Origin of the sequence: Pseudomonas bharatica CSV86, from assembly GCF_000319305.2 — a bacterium.
In the GTDB taxonomy this organism is placed as follows: Bacteria; Pseudomonadota; Gammaproteobacteria; order Pseudomonadales; family Pseudomonadaceae; genus Aquipseudomonas; species Aquipseudomonas bharatica.
Genome location: NZ_AMWJ02000001.1, coordinates 2,586,812 through 2,609,338, shown reverse-complemented (window position 1 = coordinate 2,609,338; position 22,527 = coordinate 2,586,812). Strand labels below are relative to the sequence as shown.

Genomic DNA, 22,527 nt, shown 5'->3' with positions numbered 1-22,527 from the left:
AGGCCCTCACTGGCCGGAATTCTGGACGATGGGCTGGTGGACGGAAGCGGCAGGGTGACCTGCACCTGGTCACCGGCCTTGACGTGCTGCAGGCCTTCGGTGACCACCCGTTCGCCCGGGCTCAGGCCGTCACTGACAATCCAGCGATTGTTCTGCGCAGCCCCCAGGACCACCGCACGCTCGACGATGCGCTGTTCGTCGTCGACCACCAGCACCCGTGGCTGGCCGGCGCTGTCGCGCAGGATCGCCTGTTGTGGCACGCTGATGCCCTGGGGCTGCACGGCCTGCTCGACGCGCACGCGGACAAAGCTGCCCGGCAGCAGGTCGAGATAGGGGTTGGGGAATTCACTGCGCAGCGTGATCTGCCCGGTCCCCGGGTCCACGGCGATATCCGAGAACAGCAGCTTGCCGGGCAGCGGGTAGGGCGTGCCATCGTCCTGGATCAGGGTGACCTTGGCCTCCTCCTGGCCGACCTGCTGCAATTGGCCGGCCCGCAGCGAGCGGCGCAGGGCATTGATTTCGCGGGTCGACTGGGTGACGTCGGCATGGATCGGGTCGAGTTGCTGGATGGTCGCCAGCGCGGTGCTTTCGTTCTGGCCCACTAGCGCGCCCTCGGTTACCAGCGCGCGCCCAATGCGCCCGGAAATCGGCGCGGTGACCGTTGCATAACCGAGGTTCAGCCTGGCCCGTTCCACCGCCGCCCTGGCCGCGGCCACGTCGGCCTCCGCCTGCATCGCCGCAGCGCGGGCGTTGTCGCGGTCCTGGCGGCTGATCGCGTCGATTGCGATCAGCTCCGCGTAGCGCTGGTCCTGCAACCTGGCCTGGTAGCGATTGGCCTCGGCCCTGGCGAGGGTCGCGCGGGCACTGTCGTAGTCGGCCTGGAAGGGGGCCGGGTCGATACGGAACAGCACATCGCCCTGCTTCACATCGCTGCCCTCGCGGTATTCACGCTTGAGCACCACACCGGCCACCCGTGCCCGCACTTCGGCAATGCGTGGCGCCTGGATACGACCGGACAGTTCGCTGCTGATGGCCAGCGCCTGGACCTGCACGGTTTCCACCGAAACGTTGGGGGCGGGCATCTGCGCATCCTCGGCGGCCTTTTCGGCGCCACAGGCAGCAAGCAGGAGAACGGCACCAGCCAGGGGGAGAAGGCGCAGACGGGCGGGGCTTGAAGGAAACAGGGTATACGGATTTAATGGTTGATGGGGCACCTTTACCCCACCAACCTGATACCATTATCAGATGGTTGATAGATCGACTCCGTAGTTGAGTTCCTCTGCGAAGTCCGGCAGTCCGTAACCGATGGTTTTCTTGTAGAAAGGAGAGACCTTCGCAGTCGGTGCCTTCTTCTTGTGCTTCGTGGTGTAGAGCATTCGTGCCCGCATCACCTCGAAGGAGTAACCGCGCCCTTCACGGTTCTTGTCCTTGGCCAGTCGGTTGATGGACTCCGTGTAAGCGTTGGTGACGGGCATGTCCGTCTCGAAGTAGGTCATGGTCTCTTCGCGCCAGTTTCCCACTGCCCTGACCAGATCGCTCCAGACTTCCTTTTGGCCCTTCGGGATGGTGGCTATCCACTCGTCCAGGGCGGCTTCTGCCTGGAGCCGTGTGGTGGCGTCCCAGATGCCGTAGAAGCGCTCCTTGTGCTCGTAGGCGGCCAGCAGTTGCGGGAACGCGCCTGTCCAGGTCTCCATGATGAGGCGCTCCCGGTCTGAGACTTCGTGAGCGCGTTTCAGCAGGATTTTCCGGTCTCCCTTGAGAGTCCGGCTCTGGGACGGTTTCAGCTCCTTTCTGAGGCCCTTGCGCACTCTCTCTAGGGCATCGTTGGCCATGCGCACCACATGGAACTTATCGACCACGATACGGGCCTGGGGCAGCACAGCCTTGACCGCTGCCCGGTAGGGGTTCCACATGTCCATGCTGACGATCTCGACCTTCTGCCGGTCTTTCAGCTTCATCAGGTAGTTGGTCACCACGTCCTGGCGGCGGGTGGCCAGCAGGTCGAGCAGGGTTCGCTCCTCAATGTTGGTCAGAATGCAGCGGTAGCGCTTGTTCAGGTATAGCTCGTCAATGCCCAGGATGCGGGGCGTCTCGAAGCGGTGCCAGCGCCCCAGGAACTCGGCGCGGGCGTTGAAGATGTCGCGCACCGTCTTCTCGTCCAGGCCGGTCTGTGCCGCCACAAAGGTGTAGGGGTGGTTGAAGGATTCCTTCTCCACGTACTCATGCAGCCGCAGTGTCATACGGAATCCGTCCACCATCTCCGGTAGCTGGGGCCTGAATGTTGTCTTGCAGGCCCGGCAGGTGTATCGGCGGCGGACCACCCAGAGAGTGACCCGCTTGCCGTGGATGGGCAGATCACGATAGGGAACGTCACGCTTGCCGAACCGCACGAACTCACCCTGCACGCCGCACCCCTCGCAGGCTACTGGTGTAGGTGCTTCAAGCCGAAAATGTATGTCTTCATTCTGCTCATCAGAATCCACCAACTGGTACCCAGGAAGGCTTAACGAATTAATCATCTCCCGCCTTGATCAGAAAAACAGGTAGGTGGCGTAACCGGCAATCATCGCCATAGCAAAAATGACTGCTAAAAACGCCGCTAAAAGCTTCAGCGTGAACAAAGAGCGCAACAGAATGAGCTCAGTCAGGCTGGCTCCGGCACTGCCGATGATCAACGCTAGCACCGTCCCGGCACCCACGCCTTTGGCCATCAGAGCCGCTGCCAGAGGTATGACGGCTTCAGCGCGAATATACAACGGCACGCCGATGACAGCGGCAACTGGAATGGCAAAGGGATTATCTGGGCCTGCATACTGCTCCAATAAGTCAGTGGGCATGAAACCATAGATCACGCTGCCAATCGCAATACCGATGAGCAGGTAAGGCAACACATCGATAAAGTCCGACCAAGCTTCCCGCCACACACCACTGTACTTCCCTTCTTTCTTAACCGTGACAGTGGGTTGACTGTCACAGCATTCGCTAGACGTAGAGACTGTTGTCTTCCTATCAGCCCCGCAAGAAGCCGTCTTCGGAGTGGTGTCGCAGCTGTTGGTGCCGCAACTCGATGCGGTCGATGTAGCACTGCACGGGCTTGCTGATGAACTACATCCACTGCTCTCTTGTGTCGCCGTCCGGCGCACATAACGCTCGAAGCCAAGCGTGTGAAGCAGCCATCCGGCACCTACCGCGACCACCAAAGCGGCGAGCACATAGATAGCAGTAAGTGTCCATCCAAACGTGGCAACCAGCAGGCCGACGACGATAGGATTCAGCAACGGAGATGAGAAAAGAAACACCATCATCGGCCCAAAACCGGCCCGTGCCCGAATCAACCCTTTCAACATGGGGATAGTCGAGCAACTACAGAAGGGCGTTATAGCTCCTAAACCAGCAGCAAGAAAATAGCCTCGCTTCCCACTGGAAGTCAGTAACGCTTCCACCTTGGATGGTGGGATGTGACGTTGAAGAACTCCGACCAGCAAGCTAATGCCAATGAATAAAACCGATAGCTCGATAGCGAGAAAGGCGAACATGCCTAGAGCGTCTTGGAGTTGAGATGACATTCAATATTACTCCTATATTTCTAGTATTGTCGAAATGATGTACGCAGCCTACTTGCGTTTATCCGACCTGTCAACTATAATTCTAGAAACATCGAATTATTGGGGCGTGCTATGGATCACGAAAAGGTTGCAGCCAGCTTAGCTGAGCTAGGGAATAGTCACCGACTGTCCGTGTTCCGCTTTCTGGTCAAAGCTGGCCATGATGGGGCTTCGGTCGGAGATATCCAGAAGGGGCTGGGTATTCCTGCTTCGACGCTATCACATCACCTTGCGCGCATGGCCAAGGTAGGGCTGATCCGGCAGGAGAAACATAGCCGCACGATTGTCTGTATACCCGAGTATGGGCACCTAGAGAATTTGATCGGTTTCTTACAAGAGGAATGTTGTGCAGGTGTCCGGATTGCGCATGAACCAGAACCGCTTTGACGCTTGCCCAGCTCTCGCTGTCCTCCCTAGTCAGCATCGCTATGAAGACTCAGGCGAAGGTGGAAACAGAAAATTGGCAGTAGAGTAGGCTGAAGAGGATCAATCAGATAATCCGCTGAGAAAGATTTTCTTCTTTACATCTTTGGCATTTTATCAACCAGAAATTCCGGATACCCAGGAAACATAGGGATCTTCCATAAATGACCGTCGCATGGTACGCAGGCACGCGGCCCCGGGCTGTGAAGCTCTGTAGAACGTCTGTTAAAAAGTGTGAAGAAATAACTTCTTACCTTTGCCGCTTCTATATCCTGCCGACTTTCCACGCCCACCGAACAAGCCGAACCATGCCCACTATCCTACTGGTCGAAGACGACTGCGCCCTGTCCGAACTGATCGCCAGCTACCTGCAACGCAATGCGTTCACCGTGAGCGTCATCGCCCGCGGTGACCTGGTGCTGGAGCAGGTGCGCCGGGACAAGCCCGACCTGGTGATTCTCGACCTGATGCTCCCGGGCCTCGATGGCCTGCAGGTGTGCAGGCTGTTGCGCGGCGAGTCGCAGACCTTGCCGATCCTCATGCTGACCGCCCGCGACGACAGCCACGACCAGGTCCTGGGCCTGGAGATGGGCGCCGACGATTATGTGACCAAGCCCTGCGAACCGCGGGTGCTATTGGCCCGGGTGCGTACCCTGCTGCGCCGCAGCAGCATTGCCGAGCCTCATCTGGAAAGCGATCGCATCCTGGTCGGCGCCTTGTGCATCGACCTGGCCGAACGCACCGTGACCTGGCGCGGCCTGCCGGTGGAGCTGTCCAGTGGCGAGTTCAACCTGCTGGTGGTGCTGGCCCGCAATGCCGGAACGGTACTCAGCCGCGACCACATCCTCCAGCACCTGCGAGGGATCGAGTTCAACGGTACCGACCGTTCGGTGGACGTGGCGATCTCCAAGCTGCGGCGCAAGTTCGATGACAACGCCGGCGAAGCGCGCAAGATCAAGACGGTGTGGGGCAAGGGGTACCTGTTCAGCCGTGTGGAATGGGAAGTCTGAGGCCCGGCCATGTTCAAGATCCTGATTCGCCTGTACCTGTTGACCATCGTTGCCTACGCCGGCGGCATTTTCCTGATCCCCGACGCCATCCTGCACCTGTTCAACGAGCGTTACGTCGCCTACAACCTCGACCAGGCCCGGGGCGTGCAGAGCCTGATCGTCAAGCAGTTTCGCCAGGTCCCGGAAAACCAATGGCCCCGGGTGGCGCAAGCGCTGGCGGCGGATTTCGCACCGCTGGCGATCGAACTGCGCACACGCGAACAAATGGGCCTGAGCGAGGCGGAACGCGAGCGTCTCGATGCCGGCGACAACGTAGTGCGCCTGGGCGACTGGGGCTACTACGAGACCGCCATCGCCCCACTTGGCGGCGAATGGCTGGTGGCCCTGCGCAATCCGCCGGACCCGTTGGACATCAACCTGCTGTCCTGGGGCATCACCGTGCTGATCGGCGCCGCGCTGCTTGGCTGCCTGCTGCTTTGGCTATGGCCGCACTGGCGCGACCTGCAGCGGCTCAAGGCCACGGCGCAGTTGCTTGGCCAGGGCCAGCTCTCCGAACGTACGCTGATTTCGCCGCGCTCGAATATCGGCGCGTTGGCCGCAGTGTTCGACACCATGGCCCATGATCTTGAGCAATTGCTCACCCAGCAGCGCGAGCTGCTCAACGCAGTGTCCCACGAGCTGCGCACGCCGCTGACCCGCCTGGATTTCGGCCTGGTGCTGCTATACGACGAACTGCCGGCGGCCAGCCGCAAGCGCCTCATGCAACTGGTCGGGCACGTCCGCGAACTCGATGAACTGGTGCTCGAACTGCTGTCCTATAGCCGCCTGCAAACGCCCGGGCAGAGCGTCGAGCGGGTGGAAGTGTCGCTGCTTGAGTTCGTCGACAGCGTGCTCGGCAGCTTTGCCGAAGAGTTGGACAGCCGGGATATCTGCTGGGAAGTACGCGGCGGCGACCAGCGTTTCGCCCTCGACCCGCGGATGACCGCACGGGCGGTGCAAAACCTGATCCGCAATGCCATGCGCTACTGCCACCGGCGCCTGTTGCTGGATCTGGGCCTGGACGGGCAGGGTAACTGCCTGATCAGCGTTGAAGATGACGGCATCGGCATTCCCGAGCAGGAGCGAGAGCGAATCTTCCAGCCGTTCTATCGCCTGGACCGTAGCCGGGACCGGGCCACTGGCGGCTTTGGCCTGGGCCTGGCGATCAGCAGGCGGGTGATCGAGAGCCAGGGCGGACTGTTGACTGTAGGGCAGTCGGCACTGGGCGGGGCGCGGTTTAGCATCTTCCTGCCAACCCGGGGGTAGTCCCTCATCGCCGTCCAACGGAGGACGGTGGGAAATTTCCTGCTCTCGCTGGGATACGTCTGATGTAAGCCATTTCCCTGGTGGCAAATAATTCGCCCCGTCCGGCGCTCTCGCCGGGCGATCGGAAAATTTGCCACCCAACAAGGAAATTGGTCATGAAATACAGCGTTCTCGCACTCCCACTGGCATTGATGATGGCGGCTGGTACCGCCGTGGCCGCCGACCCGATCGAGAAACAGGTCACCGTGACCGCGAGCATCCCGACCGAAAGCTTCTACGTCGAGCCGGTAGGCGGCAACTGGATGAACGAGCCGCAGGACATGGCCTGGAACTCCTTCCAGCAAACCCTGCAACCGATTCGCAAGCAGCTCCAGGTACGCAGCACCACCGGACCGATCTCGGCCTACCTGACCAACCCGGCGACCATCACCAGCGGCGCCGACACCATCGGCCTGGACGTCAGTGTCGCCGGCAAGTCCCTGACCCTCACCTCCGCCGAGGTGATCAGCGAGGAACTGGCCGCTCCCGGCGCCATCGTCGGCTTCGAGGTGGCTGCCAAGGCCGCAGGTACCGGAGGCTACGTCCCGGGCAACTACCTGGGCGTGGTGAACATGATGTTCGAGACCACTGCCGAGTAAACCCGGGCCAGTCCCTCCCTTTCCGATCGTCCCCGGTCCGGCGCTCCCCATGTCGGGCCGGGGTGATCGGTCATGCTTTCATCCGCGACGAGCAATCACACATGTCTCTTGCGACATCCATACGAATGGCGGTGGGCTGCTGCGTGGCCGCCGTCTGGCTGACCGACGTCAGCGCCAGGGAAGAGACGGGGAATACCAGTCAGCTTGGCATCCTGCGACAGGCCGAAGGATTGCCGAAGGAATTCGACGAACACTTTTTCGATGTACCCCTTGCCGTGCGCATCGACCTTGACGGTCGCCTGCTCGGCGAAGCCATGGTGGTACTGAGCCGTGACGAACGGGTTCAACTGCTGGAATTCACCGAAACCCACGAAAGCCGCGAACCGGAAACCGTGCGCCAGCGCTGGGGTGAGGTACTGCAGGCCGGGCAGGCGTTGGGCAATTGCATCAAGGCCTGCCCCAGGACCTGGTGGCAGTGCACTACAGCCTGGTCAATTCGCAGCTGTCGATCCTGACCCGCAATGCCGAACGCGACCAGCAGGCGGCGTGGCACGCCTTGCCCGAACAAGGCAGCCAGGGCGTGATCATGCGCAACCAGCTCAACCTCAGCCGCGACGGCCAGGAAACCGTCGGCCGCTACGCCCTGCGCGGGCAGGGTAGCGTCGGCAACTGGACCACCGTGGCCGAGGCCCAGGTCGACCGCAGCAACGAAGACCGGCCGCAAACCCGGCACCGGGTCGACGAACTGTTCGCCGAACGCGTGCACCAGGACAACTTCTTCCGGCTGGGCTATTTCACCCCCGGCGCCCAGGCCATGAGTCGCCAACCGCGCTTGCTCGGCAACAGTCCGGACACCACTCTGGGCCTGATGTACGGCAGCAGCGACAGCCTGGCGATCGACAACGGCAAGGCCAGCGCCACGCCCATCTATGTCACCCCCAACCGTCCCGGCATCGTCGAGATCTACCGCAATGGCCAGTTGATCAACAGCCAGCCGGTGCAGCCCGGGTTGCAGGCCATCGATACGCGCGTGCTGCCGGGGGGCATCTACGAGGTAGAAGTGCGCCTGGTCGAGGATGGTCAGGTCACTTCGCGCAACGAGGAATTCATCTACAAGCCCAATAACTGGAGCAACAACGCCTCGCCCTGGCGCTACAACCTGTACTTGGGCAAGCAGAGCGAACTGCTCAGCAACTGGGACGACGAGGACTACGGCGGCCTGGCCGCCGGTGTCATCACCAACTACCTGCTGCACCCGCGCCTGGTGGCCGGGGCCTCGGCCCAGCGCATCGATGGACAGATGCAGTACGGCACCTCGCTGGACTGGGATGCGCTTGACCGCCTCAAGGTGTTCGGCAATGTGTTCCATACCGAACAGCGCGGCAATGGCTATGACCTGCAAGGTGTGTGGCACCACGCGTCGGGCAGTGTGGTCCTCAGCCACAACCGCTCCTGGATCGAATACCCGCGACAGCGCCGCCTGGATGGCTATGAGAACAGCGAGGAGTATTGGCGCGACCCCGACCAGTCCGGCAGTCGCGAGATGCGCCAGTCATCCCTGTCGGTAAGCCAGCGCGTTACCCGCCAGAGTACGGCGACCGTGCGCCTGAGCCACAGCGACGGAGGCTACGGCAACAGCGGCGTGGCCCTTGACCTGGGCTGGTCGCATCATGGCCAGGTGATGGGCTCGGATGCCAACTGGCGGGTGGCGCTGTTCGACCGCCCGGGCAACTCCAGCAGCGGCAACCAACGCAACCGTGGCGTCAATTTCAGCCTGAGCATGAGCCTGGGCGGCCCCGGCCGGCGCATTTCCGGCAGTGTCGGCACCCGCACTTCGCGCGATGGCGGGCGTGACCTGAACACGTCGCTGACCTACCAGCAGGACATCGAAGGCAGCACCCTGCGCAGCGTCGGCGGGACCCTCAACGGCGACCGCTACGGTGTCGGTCTGGCTGCCAACGCGCAGTTCGAGAATCGCGCGCTGCATGGCGACGCCTATGTGCAGAACTCCTCCTACAACAACCAGGTGAGCGGCGGGCTCAACCTGGAAAGCACCCTGGCCATCGGTGGCGGCAAGGCGGCGCTGAGCGGCCAGTACCTGCCTTACGAAGCGGGGCTGATCGTCGACGTGGAATCGGACTATCCGGAGCTGAAGTTGCGGGTCGACGACATGGACGGCCACACCAGCCTTCTGAGGCCGGGGCGCAACGTCGTTCCGGTGAGTGCCTACAAGTCCGGGAGCGTGCAACTGGACTTCGAGGGTGAAGGCGCACCGACGGCGGTGATCCAGCCGTCATCGCTGAGCTATCACCTCAACCGTGGCGGTGTCGACTACCGCACGCTGCGGGTAATGCGCACGGTGACCGTGCTGGGGCGGCTGCTCGACCACCATGGCCAGCCGCTGCGCGGTGCCATGGTCATCAACCATGCCAGCCGCAGTGTCAGCGAAGCCGACGGCTTCTTCGCCGTCGAAATGAGCGAATCGACGCCGACCCTGGAGGTCCGCCAGGGCGGCCAGCGTCTGTGCCTGCTGCGCCTCGACACCGGTGCCCAGCGCCAGGACGACGTCGTGCTGGCCGGCGACCAGGTCTGCTCGCCCGACAGCCTCGCTGCCCGTGACCCACGCGCCCAGGGAGGTGACGCCTGATGCCTTGCAACCAATCCACCATGACCCGAAACCTGTTGATCAGCCTCGCTCTGCTGGTGCTGCTGCTCGCATTGCCCGCACCGGCCACGGCCGAGGAAGTGACCATCACGGCCGAGTACCGCGGTGGCGGCAACGAGTTCATCAATACAACGCCACAGGCCGCGTTCTGCGGGCGCTGGCCGCATTACTGCAATGGCGTGGAAACCGTTGGGATCCCGCTCACCTATGACAAGAAGACCACTCACAGTGCACCGGACCATCGCGACCTGTTCTACATCAAGGTTCCCGGGCGCCGCACGGTGACGGTGACCCATGAGCTGACGGGGGAGGCGTACCAGTTGACGTTCGAAATCTTCGCCATCAGCCAGTACGTTGCAACGACCAGCAACAGCCCGGTGTACACGCTTTATGTACGGGGCGGCTGCAACTACCTGTACACCTTGGGGACGGGAGCCTGGGCATCTTACCTGTGGAGTGTGAAAAACCCCGGGAATCCGGACTATTGCTATCCCGTCGGTAGCCCCGGAAACCCTGGTATGGAGCGGAACGTGGCGGTCCGGGACTTCGGCGTGGCCTATCGCCTGGTGACCCCGTCGCCACTGCGCATGAAACAGGGCATGTACCGCGGCCAGGTCACCTACCAGGTGGGCCCGGGCGCCGATTTCGACTTCGGCAACGACGTCAGCAACCTCAATAGCAATACCCTGACCATCAACTTCGAACTGGACGTGGTCCACGCCTTCGTCATCGATTTCCCGGCCGGTTCCGAGCGGGTGGTGCTGGAGCCACCCGGCGGCTGGACCCAGTGGCTGAACAACAAACGCCTGCCCGAGCGCCTGTACCGCGACCTGCCGCTGCGCATCTGGTCGTCGGGGCCGTTCACCGTGCACACCCGCTGCGAGTACCCGTTGGGCGGCCAGTGCGCCATCCGCAACGACGCCAACGACCACCAGGTGCCGGTGCAGGTCGCGCTGACCCTGCCCAGCGTCATCCTGCATAACGGCCAGCCGGTCAATCGCCTGCCGTTGCCGGTAGGGGAGGCCACGGCAATCCAGATGGACGCCACGCAACCGGCAATCAACCGCGGTGGCAGCCTGCATTTCCAGGTGGACAAGAGCGCGGTCAGCGAGATGACCCGCTATCCCGGCGCCCGCTACGAGGGCGATGTCACGGTGGTGTTCGATGCCGATTTCTAGGTTTTGCTCAGGAGCGCTCATGAAAAACCTGCTGTTCACTCTGGCCCTGGCCTTGCTGGCGGGCACGGTACAGGCCGGCCCGCAGATCAATGTCGGCGGTCTCTACGACTACCTCGACGGTGGTACCAGCACCTTGCTCAAGCGCGTGCGCAACCTGGGCGACACCACCGCCTTCGTCAAGGTCAGCGTGGTCGAGGTCATCCATGACGGGCAGGGGCCCGCCCGGGAAATCTCCCATGAACACCTGCCCGTGGCCGAGCGCCCATTGATCGCCAGCCCGGCCCGGCTGATCGTTCCGGCCGGAGGCATGCAGGCCGTGCGCCTGCTCTACCGCGGCGCACGCGAGCAGGAGCGCTACTTCCGCCTGCGCTTCGTACCGGTGCTGCCCGAGCACGGCGATGGCTTCGCCATCAGCGATGAAGAGGCCGAGCGCTACGAGCAGGAACTCAAGGCCGGGGTCAACATCCTGGCCGGCTACGGGTCGCTGCTGTTCATCCGTCCCCAGCAAACCCGCTACGACACGGATATCGCCGAGCTGGACTCGCAGTTCCGGGTCAGCAACCAGGGCAACGCCACCGTGGTGCTCGATCACTTCAATGACTGCGATCGCAGCGGCAAGCAATGTGCCGTAGCCACCAAGCACCATATCCGGCCCGGCGTATCCCGGCTGTTCGCGCGGGCGCCGGGCCGGGTGTACCGCTTCGAATTGATCGAGGGAGGAGAGCGGCGACGCATCGAAATCAAGGGTTGAGGCGCGCTATCGGAAATTTCCCGCAATCAGCTGGGAATTGTCCGATGCACATGTACCTGTCCGGCAACCGATACTGCGCGCCACAGAGTGGTGGCACTTTGACGCTATTGCGACTTGTTGCCATTCAGTATTACCCGCCGACAGGTACGTCACGCCAGAAAGTGAGGGATTCATGTACAGAGCCATGATCGTGGACGATCACCCGTTCATTCGCGCCAGCGTCAGGATGCTGCTGCGCCAGGAGAACATCACCATCGTTGCCGAGGCCGATAACGGCGTCGATGCCTTGCGCATGATCCGTGAGCACGAACCGGATATCGCCATTCTCGATATTTCCATTCCACGCATGGACGGGCTGGAAATCATCACCCGGGTCAAGGCGGCGAACATGTCCATGAAGATGCTGGTATTGACCTCCCAGGTTCCCGGTTACTTCTCCCTGCGCTGCATGCGCCTGGGGGCCTCGGGCTTCGTCTCGAAGAATGACGACCTGACCGAGTTGCGCAAGGCGGTGATGGCGGTGATGTCCGGCTACACCTACTTTCCCGAGGTATCCCTGAGCTCGGTTAACCGCTACGACTGCCAGGCCACCGAGTCGCAACGCATCGAACGCCTGACCGATCGCGAGTTGCTGATTCTCCAGCAACTGGCCCGTGGCCTGAGCAACAAGGCGATCGGTGAAGCCATGCTGCTCAGCAACAAGACGATCAGCACCTACAAGACCCGCCTGCTGGAGAAGCTGCGGGTCGATTCCCAGGTCGACCTGGCCGATCTGGCCAGGCGTCATGACCTTATCTGACGGGTGCAGGCCGATAAAACGCATCCTCAGGTGGCTGCTCGTGCTCGGTCCCTGCCTGTGGCTTGGCGCAGCCCTGGCCTGGGGTGAAACGCCGAGCCTGCTGGCCCGCTCCAGCCTCGGTGACGGCCTGCACTTGCAGCTAGAGGAAGATGATCGACAGTGGCTATGGGCACGACGCACCCTGTGGCTGGGCGTCAGCCGTCCGGACTGGGTGCCGTTCGATATCACCACCACCGGACGCGATTACGAGGGCCTGACCGCCGACTATGCCGGCCTGCTGGGAGAACTGCTCGGCGTGGAGATACGTGTACGCCGCTATGCCAGCCGAAGCGCCGCCCTGGATGCGCTAAACCGCGGCGAAATCGACCTGCTCGGCACCGCCAATGCCGACGAGGCAGCGCGCAGCGGTCTGTTGCTGTCACGCCCTTATGCGGAGAACCGGCCCATGCTGGCCAGTCGCAGCGATAGCGACGCTGCCCCGGACCTGCGCAAACCCGGCGTGCGCCTGGCCCTGCGCGAAGGCTATCTGTCCGAGGCGCATGTGCGCGAGCTGTTCCCCCAGGCGTTGCCAACCTTCTACCCATCGATGCTCAACGCCCTGGGCGCCGTGGCCTTCGGTCAGGCCGACGTGTTTCTGGGCGACGCCCTGGGCACCCGCTACCTGCTGCACAAGAGCTACCTGAACCAGTTGCAGCTTACGCCGGCCGACCCCTTTCAGGATGGCCATTACGGTTTTGCCCTGAACCCCGCGAACCGGCGCCTGAAGGATCTGGTCAACCAGGCGCTGGCCCAGATTCCCGAACTGACCCGCCTGGACATCCTGCAACGCTGGAACGCCGGCACCAGCGAGTTCATCGAGCGCGAGCAACTGGACCTGACCCTCGCCGAGCAGGACTGGCTGCGCCGCAATCCGCGGGTCAGGGTGGCCATCGACGACCAGTTCCTGCCAATCAGCTACCGCGACGACAACGGTACGTTTCGCGGTATCACGGCCGACCTGCTGGACCTCATCGCCCAGCGCAGCGGACTGGCCTTCGATATCGTCGATAACGGTGGTTTCTATGACATGGCCCGGCGCCTGGAGGCGAACGAGATCGATCTGCTGGCGGCGCTGCCATTCAGCCAGCGCCGCCAGCAGCAGGTGGGTTTCACCCGCTCCTGGCTGAGCAACAGCCTGGTCCTGGTAACCCGTGACGGAACCCGCCTGGACAGCCTCGACCAATTGGAGGGCAAACGCCTGGCCCTGGTCGAGGGTAGCGTGCTGGAGGACTACCTGCGCGAGCAGCACCCGGGTATTCGCCCGCTGTGGAACGACGGCCCGCTGCAGGCCCTGGAGCGGGTCGCCAGCGGTGAAGCCCATGGGGCGGTAGTGAGCCTGATAGGCGCGCGCTACAGCATCGCGCGCTTTTACCGCGGACAGTTGCAGATCAGTGCCGCGCTGCCGGTGCCGGCGTTGCATTTCGCCTTCGCCGGCCGGCGCGATGCCCACCAGCTGCTGTCGATCCTGAACAAGGCACTGCTGAGCATCAGCCCACAGGAAATGGACGAGCTGACCAATCGCTGGCGCAACGAGGTGATCGTCGCCGACACCTATTGGCGCAAGTACCGCGGCATGATCCTGCAGACGTTCCTGATGGCCGCGGCCCTGTTGTTTCTCGCGGTGTACTGGATCCGCGGCCTGCGCCGCCAGGTGCGCAGGCGCCAGGCGGCGGAGAAGGCGCTGAACGAGCAGGTGGAATTCATGCGGGTCATGATCGACGGCACGCCCAACCCGATCTACGTGCGCGACCGCAAGGGCCATCTGATCACCTGCAACGTCAGCTACCTCGACGCCCTTGGCGTTTCCTTCGAGGCGGTAATCGATCAGGCACTGCCGGAATGGCTGATCGGCGCTGCCCAGGCCAGGCATTGTCGCGAGGCCTACCGTCAGGTCATTGCCCTCGGCGAGGCGGTGGTCGAGGATCGCGAGCTGGTGCTGGGCGGCCGGCGCATCACCATCTACCACTGGATGCTGCCGTATCGCGGCAGCGACGGCGAGGTCAACGGATTGATCGGTGGCTGGATCGATATCTCCGAGCGCCAGCAACTTTACGATGCACTGCAAGTGGCCAAGGACGAGGCGGAGGCGGCCAACCGGGCCAAGACCAACTTCCTGGCGACCATGAGCCACGAAATCCGCAATCCGCTCAATGCCTTGCTGGGCATGCTGGAGCTGGCGCTGCGCAAGTCCGACGAGGGCGTTCTCGACCGCCTGGCCCTGGAGGTCGCTTCCGGCGCGGCACGTGGGTTGCGTGACCTGGTCGGTGACATTCTCGACATCACGCGGATCGAGTCGGGCCATCTGACCCTGTCACCGCAGCAGGTCGACCTGTATCGCGAAGTGGAAAGCACGGTACGCCTGTTCGAGGGCCAGGCCCGGCAAAAACGCCTGCAATTGAAGCTGGACATGGACGGCCAGGGGCCGGTGCAGGTATTGCTCGATCCGCTGCGTTTCAAGCAGATACTCTCAAACCTGATCAGCAATGCGATCAAGTTCACCGACGAGGGCCAGGTCTGCGTAAGCCTGGCCCTGGACATCGGCGGCGAACGGGTTGGCCTGCACCTTTCGGTGGAAGATACCGGGGTCGGCATTCCGGCCGACGAACTGGAGCAACTGGGGCGTCCGTTCCGCCAGGCCAGCAACAACCAGCAGGGCGCGCGCAGCGGATCGGGCTGGGCCTGAGCATCAGCCATGCGCTGTGCGCCATGATGGGCGGCGAGATGCAGCTGTGCAGCACCCTTGGCGTCGGCACGCAGGCGCGCTTGCATCTCGACCTGCCGCGCCTGAAGCCTTGCCCGGCGGTGCTGGCCAGCCTGCCGCAGCCCGAGGCCGGGGAAATGGCCGCGCTGGATATTCTGGTGGTGGACGACTACCCACCCAACCGCCTGTTGCTGCAACAGCAATTGAGCTACCTCGGTCACCGCGTGGCCACCGCAGCCGACGGCCACGAAGGCTTGCGCACCTGGTTGCGCCAGCACTTCGATGTGCTGATCACCGACTGCAACATGCCTGGCATGAACGGCTACGCCCTGGTCAGGGCGATTCGCCAGGACCAGCGGCGCAAGGCCAGGCCGGCCGCGCTGCTGCTGGGCTGTACCGCCAACGCACAGGCGGAGGAACGTCTGCGCTGCCGGCAGGCGGGGATGGACGATTGCCTGTTCAAACCACTCGATCTCACGGAACTGGCCGCCAGGCTGGCACCTTGTGCCAGGGGCCGGCGGACCGTCGAACCCGGTGCCGAAGGCGGACTGGGAGCAGGCCACGACCTGTCGGGCCTGCGCCAGCTTACGGGCGGTGACGACCAGGCGATCAGGGACCTGCTGCGCGATCTGCTGGTCAGCAACCGTGACGACCTTGCCCGCCTGGTCCAGCTGCACCCTGACGACCTCGGCGGGCTGGCCGACCTGGTGCACCGGGTCAAGGGCGGCGCACGGATCATCAAGGCCCGCCGTCTGCTGCGCGCCTGCGAGAACATCGAGCAGGCGGTCAACGGCCAGCGCCCGGTCCAGCCCATCGATCCGTTGGTGGACGACCTGCGCCTGGCCATGACCAGCCTTGGCCAGCGCCTGGAACAGGTGTGCCAGGCGTAAGCGCACGCAGGAAATTTCCGGCTGCTGCCGGGAAGCCGCCTGATTCAAACGCAGCGAAGCGGTAGCACCATGAGGCCTGGGACCTTTGTGAGGAAAGTGGATGTGCCTGCCAAGTCATTGAGTGTCTTGATTCTAGAAAACCAGTCGTTCCAACGCGCCATTGCAGTGAAGATCCTTGGCCAGCTGGGGTGCCGGGAGATCTTCGAAGCCTGCGGCGGTGGCGAGGCCCTGGCCTTGCTCGAGCGCATCGGACGGGTCGACCTGGTGGTCTGCGATGTGCGCATGGAGGGCATGGACGGCCTCGAATTCATCCATCGCGCAGCGCAGGCGGCGCTGATCGGCGGGGTGATCGTCAGCAGCGGCCTGCACCCGGAAGTACGTCGGGCCATGGCACAACTGGTCAACGGCCTGGGCCTGGCCTTTCTTGGCGATGTCGGCAAGCCGCTGCAACTGGGCAGCATGCGCCAGGCCCTGGACCTCGGCCGCCAGCCCGTCGTGCTTTCCCTGCCTGCGCCGCAGCGGGCAGCGCGCATCAGCGAGGCGGATATTCGCCGCGGCCTGTCGTACAACGAGTTCGTCGCCTGCTACCTGCCGCGCTGTGATCTGGGCAACGGCGAGATTCGCGGCGTCGACGTGATTGCCCAGTGGCAGCACCCGAACCTCGGCACACTGGCGCAAAACCGCTTCCTGCCGATGGTCGAGCACTGCGGCCTGCTCGACGACCTGCTGGTGGTGTTGCTTGAACAAGGCCTGGAACTGCAACGGGCCTTGATGTCGCGCGGCCAGGTACTGCGCATGTGCTTCGCCCTGCACCTGAAGCAACTGGGCAATCGCAGCCTGACCCGCAGGATCAAGTCGCTGATGCAGTTCCAGCGCTCGATGGGGCAGGGTATCGGTTTCGAACTGGTGTTCGATGGCCCGGCGGAGCCCTCGATGATTCACGTCGAAGGCCTGGTTCGCTTGCGCCTGCTCGGTTGCGCACTGGTGCTGGGCGAGTTCGGTACCCGCGCCGGCTCGCTGCAGCGCCTGTGCCAATTGCCGTTCAACGAGATCAGGACCTCAGCCTGGTTCATGCACGAATTGGAAAACCACCCGCGCCATCGTGCTGTCCTCAGGGCCTCTTTGAATATGGCCGGCAGGCTGGGCCTGGGAATCACCGTGACCGGCGTGGAGAGCGCCGAACAGCATCTGCTACTGATGGAAATGGGCTGCCTTCAGGGCCAGGGGCGCTATTTCGCGCCGTTGCTGACCGAGGACGGATTGCTCAGGCGCTTGGGCGATGGCCCACGAAATGGATGAACGGCAGCCTGGATCGGCGCAGGGAAGGTTTGCGTACGCGCTATACCGACTACTATCAATGTGCTACAAATTTTGCCTTGCAGTTCAAACCATTAACCGCACAAGGAAGTTGATTCATGACTGAAACCACCCTGATCCAGTTCGTAACCGCCGATTCCCTGACCACCTTGCTGCAGGACGCGGGGTGCCGGGTCAATCGCATCGAACAGAACCAGGTCGTGCAGTTGCAGACCGCAAGCCAGGGCATCGGTTACTCGGTGCGCTTCGGCAACCAGGGCAAGGAAACGGGCGAGTTCCTCGACTTCACCTTCAGCTGCGCCTTGCGCGTACAAGGCGAACTGCCGGAAAACCTGGCCAACCAATGGAACTATTCCCGTCGCTTCTCGCGCCTGTCGGTCCAGGGTGAGTTCCTGGTCCTGGAGCAGGACGTGGTGGTCGCCGACGGCGTGAGTGCGCAGCATCTGGCGGGCTCGTTGCTGCTGTGGGACCGCGTACTGCAGGAGTTCGTCACCTACCTGCGTGACTTCAGCCGCAACGCTGCTGCCACCCAGGCCGCCGCCGAAACGGCCAGCGCGTCGTGAGCCGCAAGCTCTGGGCCGGAGTCGGGGCCCTGGCCGTCCTGGCACTGGCAGTGGGGCTGGCGCTGCGCCCGGTACCGACCCGGTCGCGGCCAGTCGCGCGGTACCTGAAGCAGGGCAGGGCGGCACCGAGCTGGCCAGTCTAGGTGAACAGAAGATCGACGCCGAGGAGCTCAAGGCATTGTTCGCACAATTGCCGGTACAAGCGCGTCAGCAACTGAGCAACGACCGGCCGGCCCTGGAAACCTGGATTCGCGCCCGGCTCGCGGAAAAGGCCCTGTACCAGCAGGCCGAAGCCAAAGGCTGGTCCAAGCGTCCGGAAGTGCAAGCCCAGACCCGCGCCGCGACCGAGCAGATCGTGCTGCGTAGCTACCTCAACAGCGTGACCGCGGTGCCACAGGACTATCCCAGCGACGAGGAGCTGAAACAGGCCTACGAAAACGGCAAGGCGGGCTTCCAGGTGCCGGCGCTGTACCGCGTCAGCCAGATCTTCCTTGCCGTGCCGGATGAAAACGCCCTGGAATCGGTGCGCAAGCAGGCCCTGTCCCTGGCCAAGCGGGCCCAGGCCGGCGATGCCGACTTCGCCGAACTGGCGCGGTCCTACTCGCAGGACGCCGGTAGCAACACCCGCGGTGGTGATACCGGCCTGCAACCTTTGAACCAGTTGTTGCCGGAAGTGCGCGGCACGGTGGCGAAAATGAAGGTGGGCAGTGTCAGCGAGCCGCTGCAAAGCTCGTTGGGCCTGCATATCATCAAGCTCACCGAGCAAATGCCGGCGCGTACCGCCACCTTCGACGAGATGCGCGCGCAACTGCGCGATGCCCTGCGTGCCCAGCGCCAGGAGCAGGCGGCAAAGGACTACGTCGCAGGCATGTTCAACACTGCGTCGCTGACCATCGACGGCAAGGTGCTGAACCAGGTGGTCGAGGCAGAGAAGTAGGCCTCACAGTCCCCCACAGGGGGCGGTAGTGCATGCGCAGCAGGCGTTGCCGGCGATGACGGCCGCCAACGCCTGTTTTTGTATTCGAGGGCCTCATCGCTGGCAAGCCAGCTCCCACAGGTCCAGCAGCGCACGCAAGACCCTGTGGGAGCTGGCTTGCCAGCGATGAGGCCGGTCCAGGCAAAACAAATGCAGATGAAAAACTGGCCTTTTGTTGAAATATCAACTCCGTGTTGATATTTTCCCTGTCCGCCTGCAACGGACACCTTCCTCATGCCCTCAGAACGCCAACTGGTCCTCAACGTCCTCCATGCCACGGTGCGCATGCTTGGCACCGTACTGGGCCGTAACACCGAGGTGGTCCTGCACGACCTGACGCGCCCTGAACACTCGGTGCTGGCCATCGTCAATGGTCATCTCAGCGGCCGTCAGGTGGGCAGTCCGATCCTGGCCGGACCTCGCCATGACCGCGGTTTCGACGCCGTGCTCCACGCCGCCCTGGAAAAGGGCAGCCAGGCCCCGGTGGTGATCGGCAATTACCCGACCCTGGGCCACGACGGCAAAGCCTTTCGCAGCGCCACCGTGGTTTTCCGTGATGCTGCCGGCGAGCCCTTCGCCAGCCTGTGCGTCAACACCGATCTGAGCGGCATCGCCGCTGCTCAGGCCTGCCTGGAGCAATTGCTGGCTACCGCCGAGGAACCTGCCCAGCCCCCAGCACAAACCCCTGACCTGGAACAGCTGATGACCCGCATCATCGACGGCGCCCTGCAGGACGCCCGCGCCCGCGGCGTACGTTTTGGAAAGGCGCAGAAGCTCGAAGCGGTGCGCCAGATGCACGACGGCGGCCTGTTCATCGTCAAGGGTGCGGTGGAGAAGGCCGCCGCAGCCCTCGGGGTGAGCCGCTATACGGTCTACAACTATCTCGAAGAAATCCGCAACGGATGAGGAATCCCATGCAACTTCCGATCTATCAGGTCGATGCCTTCAGCGACGGCATCTTTGGCGGCAACCCGGCAGCGGTGTGCCCGCTCCAGCACTGGCTGGACGACGCGACCCTGCAGCGCATCGCCGAGGAAAACAACCTCTCGGAGACCGCCTACCTCGTCGCCGAGGGCGAGGGCTACCGGCTGCGATGGTTCACCCCGGGTACGGAAGTGGACCTGTGCGGCCATGCCACGCTGGCCTCGGCCTGGGTGCTCTTCAACGAACTCGGCGCCACCGAGCAGACCCTGCGCTTCTTCACGCGCAGCGGCGAATTGCGCGTCAGCCGTGACGGCGAGCGCCTGGCGCTGGACTTCCCGCTCAAGCATCCGCAACCGGCGCCACTGCCGGAGGGGCTGGCCGAGGCCCTGGGCTGCGAGATTCTGGAACTGCACCGCAGCGACGACTACATCGCCGTGGTGGCCAGCGCCGAGGTGGTCGAAGGACTGCAACCGGACTTCGCGGCGCTGAGCCGTCATGACGTACGGGGTGTAGCCGTGACCGCGCCGGGGGTGGGCGAATTCGATTTCGTCTCGCGCTGGTTCGGGCCGCAGGTCGGGGTCAACGAAGACCCGGTAACCGGCTCGGCCCATACCTCGCTGGCGACCTACTGGTCGCAGCGCCTGGGCAAGACCCGCCTGAACGCCCGCCAGGGCGGGGCACGCCAGGGGCAGTTGCACTGCGAGTTGCCGGGCAACGGTCGGATCATCATCAGTGGACGGGGCGCGCTGTACATGCGCGGCACCTTGTACCTGGGAGCGACCGAATGAGCTTGCATATCGATACGCCGTTGCTGGAATCGCGGTCATTGAGCCTGGCGAACGGGCAGCAGATCTGGTTGAAAATGGACGCCTTGCAGCCTTGCGGGTCGTTCAAGCTGCGCGGCATCGGCCTGGCCTGCGAGCATTTTGCCCGCCAGGGCAAGCGCCGCTTCGTCTCCTCATCGGGCGGCAATGCCGGGATCGCCGTGGCCTACGCCGGGCGCTGCCTGGGTTTGCCGGTCACCGTGGTCGTACCGCAAACCACCACCGAACGTGCGCGCCGGTTGATCCGCCAGGAAAACGCCGAGGTGATCGTCCACGGCAAGCTGTGGCAGGAGGCCAATGAACTGGCCCTGTCGCTGGTGGGCGCCGATGATGCCTTCATCCATCCGTTCGACGACCCGCTGCTCTGGCAGGGGCATGCCAGCCTGGTGGATGAAGTGGCGAAGGCCGGGGTGAAGCCCGATGCCGTGGTCGTGGCGGTCGGCGGCGGCGGCCTGCTGTCGGGCGTCGGTGAAGGATTGCGGCGCAATGGCTGGTCCGATGTGCCGGTTTTCGCGGTGGAAACCCGCGGCGCTGCATCCCTTGCTGCGGCCATGGACAAGGGCGAACTGGTCAGCATCGACTGCGTCACGTCCGTAGCCACCAGCCTTGGTGCCAAGCGGGTGTGCGACGAGGCGTTCCGGATCAGCCAGCAGATGAACGTGATCAGCCACGTGGTCAGCGACGTTCAGGCGCTGGATGCCTGCGAGCGCTTCCTCTCCGATCATCGCGTGCTGGTCGAACCGGCCTGTGGCGCCGCCCTGGCCCTGGCCTATGCCCCAAGCGAAGCGCTACGCCGGTATCGGCGCGTGCTGGTGGTGGTCTGCGGCGGCGTCACGGCATCCATCGAGCAGATCCGCGAATGGCGCAAAACCGCGGACTGACCGCCTGTCGGTACTGATCCCGGCCCGGACAAACCTTCCCCGGCCGCATTCGCTCTCACCTCCACGAGCCTGACGTTTTCCGTTCCGTGGAGGTGTTCCGATGTCGACGAAAAAACACGATCAGTTCAGCATGCAAAACCCGCTGACCCAATACCCGCAGCCGCCGTTTCCGGCCCAGGGGCAGCCGGCGCCGGGGCTGGATGCGAAGATGAATCCCGAACCGGACCACGGCGAGGCGACCTACAAGGGCTTCGGCCGCCTGGCCGGGCGCAGGGCGCTGATCACCGGTGCCGACTCGGGCATCGGGCGCGCGGTGGCCATTGCCTTTGCCCGCGAGGGTGCGGATATCGCGCTCAATTACCTGCCGGTCGAACAGGCCGACGCGAGGGAAGTGGTCAAGCTGATCGAAGCGGAAGGCCGTCGCGCCGTCGCCATTCCCGGCGACCTCAAGGACGAGCAGTTCTGCAAGAGCCTGGTGGACCAGGCCCATGAGCAACTGGGCGGCCTGGACATCCTGGTCAACGTGGCAGGCAAGCAGGTGGCGCGCAAGGACGTAGGGCAGGTCAGCAGCGAGCAGTTCGACGCGACCATGAAGACCAATGTCTACGCACTGTTCTGGCTTTGCCAGGCGGCCGTGCCCTTGATGCCGGCGGGGGCGACCATCATCAACACTGCGTCGATCCAGTCCTACCAGCCTTCGGCGACGCTGCTGGACTACGCGACGACCAAGGCGGCCATCGTCGCCTTCACCAAGGCCCTGGCCAAGCAGGTGGTCGAGCGCGGTATCCGGGTCAATGCGGTAGCGCCTGGGCCGATCTGGACGGTGCTGCAGCCCAGCGGCGGCCAGCCTGCGGAAAAGATCCCGCATTTCGGCGAGCAGGTGCCGATGAAACGGCCCGGCCAGCCGGCCGAATGCGCCCCCTTGTACGTGCTGCTGGCGTCGCAGGAGTCGAGCTATATCACCGGGGAGGTGTTCGGGTGACCGGGGGCAATCCGTTGCCGTGAGGCGGACGGTTCCAGGGCCGCCTGGCGGTCCTG

At 63.6% G+C, this 22,527-nt stretch carries 18 protein-coding genes and 3 pseudogenes; 18 read left to right on the top strand and 3 right to left on the bottom strand.

What is annotated here, in order from left to right; all coding sequences use genetic code 11:
* Positions 1 to 6: 6 nt before the first annotated feature.
* From CSV86_RS11695 to CSV86_RS11685, 3 genes and pseudogenes are all read right to left on the bottom strand, one after another.
* Positions 7 to 1,214, bottom strand: a pseudogene (locus CSV86_RS11695) (efflux RND transporter periplasmic adaptor subunit).
* A gap of 27 nt (positions 1,215 to 1,241) precedes the next feature.
* A complete protein-coding gene (locus CSV86_RS11690) occupies positions 1,242 to 2,519 on the bottom strand; it encodes an ISL3 family transposase (RefSeq protein WP_000610830.1) in 1,278 nt (425 codons plus the stop codon).
* A 12-nt stretch (positions 2,520 to 2,531) separates the two neighbouring features.
* A complete protein-coding gene (locus tag CSV86_RS11685; protein ID WP_040363373.1) occupies positions 2,532 to 3,536 on the bottom strand; it encodes a permease in 1,005 nt (334 codons plus the stop codon).
* A gap of 141 nt (positions 3,537 to 3,677) precedes the next feature.
* Between CSV86_RS11685 and CSV86_RS11680 the strand changes: the two genes are divergently transcribed.
* The 18 genes and pseudogenes from CSV86_RS11680 (at position 3,678) to CSV86_RS11600 (ending at position 22,494) form a co-directional block, all read left to right on the top strand.
* Entirely contained in the window at positions 3,678 to 3,992 is a 315-nt protein-coding gene (locus CSV86_RS11680) for an ArsR/SmtB family transcription factor (protein WP_000349485.1), read from the top strand.
* A gap of 344 nt (positions 3,993 to 4,336) precedes the next feature.
* Positions 4,337 to 5,038, top strand: a complete 702-nt coding sequence (locus CSV86_RS11675; RefSeq protein WP_009402221.1) for a response regulator — start codon at positions 4,337 to 4,339, stop codon at positions 5,036 to 5,038.
* A gap of 9 nt (positions 5,039 to 5,047) precedes the next feature.
* Entirely contained in the window at positions 5,048 to 6,343 is a 1,296-nt protein-coding gene (locus CSV86_RS11670; protein ID WP_009402220.1) for an ATP-binding protein, read from the top strand.
* A gap of 155 nt (positions 6,344 to 6,498) precedes the next feature.
* A complete protein-coding gene (locus tag CSV86_RS11665) occupies positions 6,499 to 6,981 on the top strand; it encodes a CS1 type fimbrial major subunit (RefSeq protein WP_009402219.1) in 483 nt (160 codons plus the stop codon).
* A 101-nt stretch (positions 6,982 to 7,082) separates the two neighbouring features.
* A complete protein-coding gene (locus CSV86_RS33015) occupies positions 7,083 to 7,496 on the top strand; it encodes a hypothetical protein (protein ID WP_311985814.1) in 414 nt (137 codons plus the stop codon).
* A complete protein-coding gene (locus CSV86_RS11660) occupies positions 7,424 to 9,628 on the top strand; it encodes a TcfC E-set like domain-containing protein (RefSeq protein ID WP_311985813.1) in 2,205 nt (734 codons plus the stop codon). Before CSV86_RS33015 ends, CSV86_RS11660 begins: the two co-directional genes overlap by 73 nt.
* Entirely contained in the window at positions 9,628 to 10,824 is a 1,197-nt protein-coding gene (locus tag CSV86_RS11655; RefSeq protein WP_009402217.1) for a hypothetical protein, read from the top strand. Before CSV86_RS11660 ends, CSV86_RS11655 begins: the two co-directional genes overlap by 1 nt.
* A 19-nt stretch (positions 10,825 to 10,843) precedes the next feature.
* Complete coding sequence (locus CSV86_RS11650) at positions 10,844 to 11,575, top strand: hypothetical protein (protein WP_009402215.1); 732 nt, start codon at positions 10,844 to 10,846, stop codon at positions 11,573 to 11,575.
* Between the two features lie 172 nt (positions 11,576 to 11,747).
* Entirely contained in the window at positions 11,748 to 12,374 is a 627-nt protein-coding gene (locus tag CSV86_RS11645; RefSeq protein WP_009402213.1) for a response regulator transcription factor, read from the top strand.
* 40 nt (positions 12,375 to 12,414) lie between these two features.
* Entirely contained in the window at positions 12,415 to 15,096 is a 2,682-nt protein-coding gene (locus CSV86_RS11640; RefSeq protein WP_170394601.1) for a transporter substrate-binding domain-containing protein, read from the top strand.
* Between the two features lie 38 nt (positions 15,097 to 15,134).
* The gene (locus CSV86_RS11635) at positions 15,135 to 16,004 is read left to right on the top strand and encodes a response regulator (protein WP_170394598.1); all 870 of its coding nucleotides are present in this window, start codon (positions 15,135 to 15,137) and stop codon (positions 16,002 to 16,004) included.
* Between the two features lie 126 nt (positions 16,005 to 16,130).
* On the top strand, positions 16,131 to 17,303 hold the full coding sequence (locus CSV86_RS11630) for an EAL domain-containing response regulator (RefSeq protein WP_051032715.1): 1,173 nt from the start codon (positions 16,131 to 16,133) through the stop codon (positions 17,301 to 17,303).
* Between the two features lie 116 nt (positions 17,304 to 17,419).
* The gene (locus CSV86_RS11625) at positions 17,420 to 17,884 is read left to right on the top strand and encodes a YbjN domain-containing protein (RefSeq protein WP_009402208.1); all 465 of its coding nucleotides are present in this window, start codon (positions 17,420 to 17,422) and stop codon (positions 17,882 to 17,884) included.
* A pseudogene (locus tag CSV86_RS11620) lies at positions 17,881 to 18,821 on the top strand (peptidylprolyl isomerase). The gene CSV86_RS11625 and the pseudogene CSV86_RS11620 overlap by 4 nt, the downstream one beginning before the upstream one ends.
* Positions 18,822 to 19,094: 273 nt before the next feature.
* Positions 19,095 to 19,766 carry a helix-turn-helix transcriptional regulator gene (locus CSV86_RS11615; protein WP_009402205.1) on the top strand — a complete coding sequence of 224 codons (672 nt, stop codon included), beginning with the start codon at positions 19,095 to 19,097 and terminating at the stop codon, positions 19,764 to 19,766.
* 8 nt (positions 19,767 to 19,774) lie between these two features.
* Entirely contained in the window at positions 19,775 to 20,572 is a 798-nt protein-coding gene (locus tag CSV86_RS11610) for a PhzF family protein (protein ID WP_009402203.1), read from the top strand.
* Positions 20,569 to 21,489: a pyridoxal-phosphate dependent enzyme gene (locus CSV86_RS11605; RefSeq protein ID WP_009402201.1), complete on the top strand. Its 921-nt coding sequence runs from the start codon at positions 20,569 to 20,571 to the stop codon at positions 21,487 to 21,489. The genes CSV86_RS11610 and CSV86_RS11605 overlap by 4 nt, the downstream gene beginning before the upstream one ends.
* Before the next feature lie 100 nt (positions 21,490 to 21,589).
* Positions 21,590 to 22,494, top strand: a pseudogene (locus tag CSV86_RS11600) (SDR family oxidoreductase).
* Positions 22,495 to 22,527 lie beyond the last annotated feature (33 nt).

What these genes read in the sequence shown, in the direction of transcription:
- CSV86_RS11635 (WP_170394598.1), top strand. Translation starts at nt 15,135, where the DNA reads ATGCAGCTGTGCAGCACCCTTGGCGTCGGCACGCAGGCGCGCTTGCAT.
- CSV86_RS11650 (WP_009402215.1), top strand. Translation starts at nt 10,844, where the DNA reads ATGAAAAACCTGCTGTTCACTCTGGCCCTGGCCTTGCTGGCGGGCACG.
- CSV86_RS11690 (WP_000610830.1), bottom strand. Translation starts at nt 2,519, where the DNA reads ATGATTAATTCGTTAAGCCTTCCTGGGTACCAGTTGGTGGATTCTGAT.
- CSV86_RS11685 (WP_040363373.1), bottom strand. Translation starts at nt 3,536, where the DNA reads ATGTTCGCCTTTCTCGCTATCGAGCTATCGGTTTTATTCATTGGCATT.
- CSV86_RS11680 (WP_000349485.1), top strand. Translation starts at nt 3,678, where the DNA reads ATGGATCACGAAAAGGTTGCAGCCAGCTTAGCTGAGCTAGGGAATAGT.
- CSV86_RS11625 (WP_009402208.1), top strand. Translation starts at nt 17,420, where the DNA reads ATGACTGAAACCACCCTGATCCAGTTCGTAACCGCCGATTCCCTGACC.
- CSV86_RS11605 (WP_009402201.1), top strand. Translation starts at nt 20,569, where the DNA reads ATGAGCTTGCATATCGATACGCCGTTGCTGGAATCGCGGTCATTGAGC.
- CSV86_RS11665 (WP_009402219.1), top strand. Translation starts at nt 6,499, where the DNA reads ATGAAATACAGCGTTCTCGCACTCCCACTGGCATTGATGATGGCGGCT.
- CSV86_RS11655 (WP_009402217.1), top strand. Translation starts at nt 9,628, where the DNA reads ATGCCTTGCAACCAATCCACCATGACCCGAAACCTGTTGATCAGCCTC.
- CSV86_RS11645 (WP_009402213.1), top strand. Translation starts at nt 11,748, where the DNA reads ATGTACAGAGCCATGATCGTGGACGATCACCCGTTCATTCGCGCCAGC.
- CSV86_RS11670 (WP_009402220.1), top strand. Translation starts at nt 5,048, where the DNA reads ATGTTCAAGATCCTGATTCGCCTGTACCTGTTGACCATCGTTGCCTAC.
- CSV86_RS11615 (WP_009402205.1), top strand. Translation starts at nt 19,095, where the DNA reads ATGCCCTCAGAACGCCAACTGGTCCTCAACGTCCTCCATGCCACGGTG.
- CSV86_RS33015 (WP_311985814.1), top strand. Translation starts at nt 7,083, where the DNA reads ATGTCTCTTGCGACATCCATACGAATGGCGGTGGGCTGCTGCGTGGCC.
- CSV86_RS11675 (WP_009402221.1), top strand. Translation starts at nt 4,337, where the DNA reads ATGCCCACTATCCTACTGGTCGAAGACGACTGCGCCCTGTCCGAACTG.
- CSV86_RS11610 (WP_009402203.1), top strand. Translation starts at nt 19,775, where the DNA reads ATGCAACTTCCGATCTATCAGGTCGATGCCTTCAGCGACGGCATCTTT.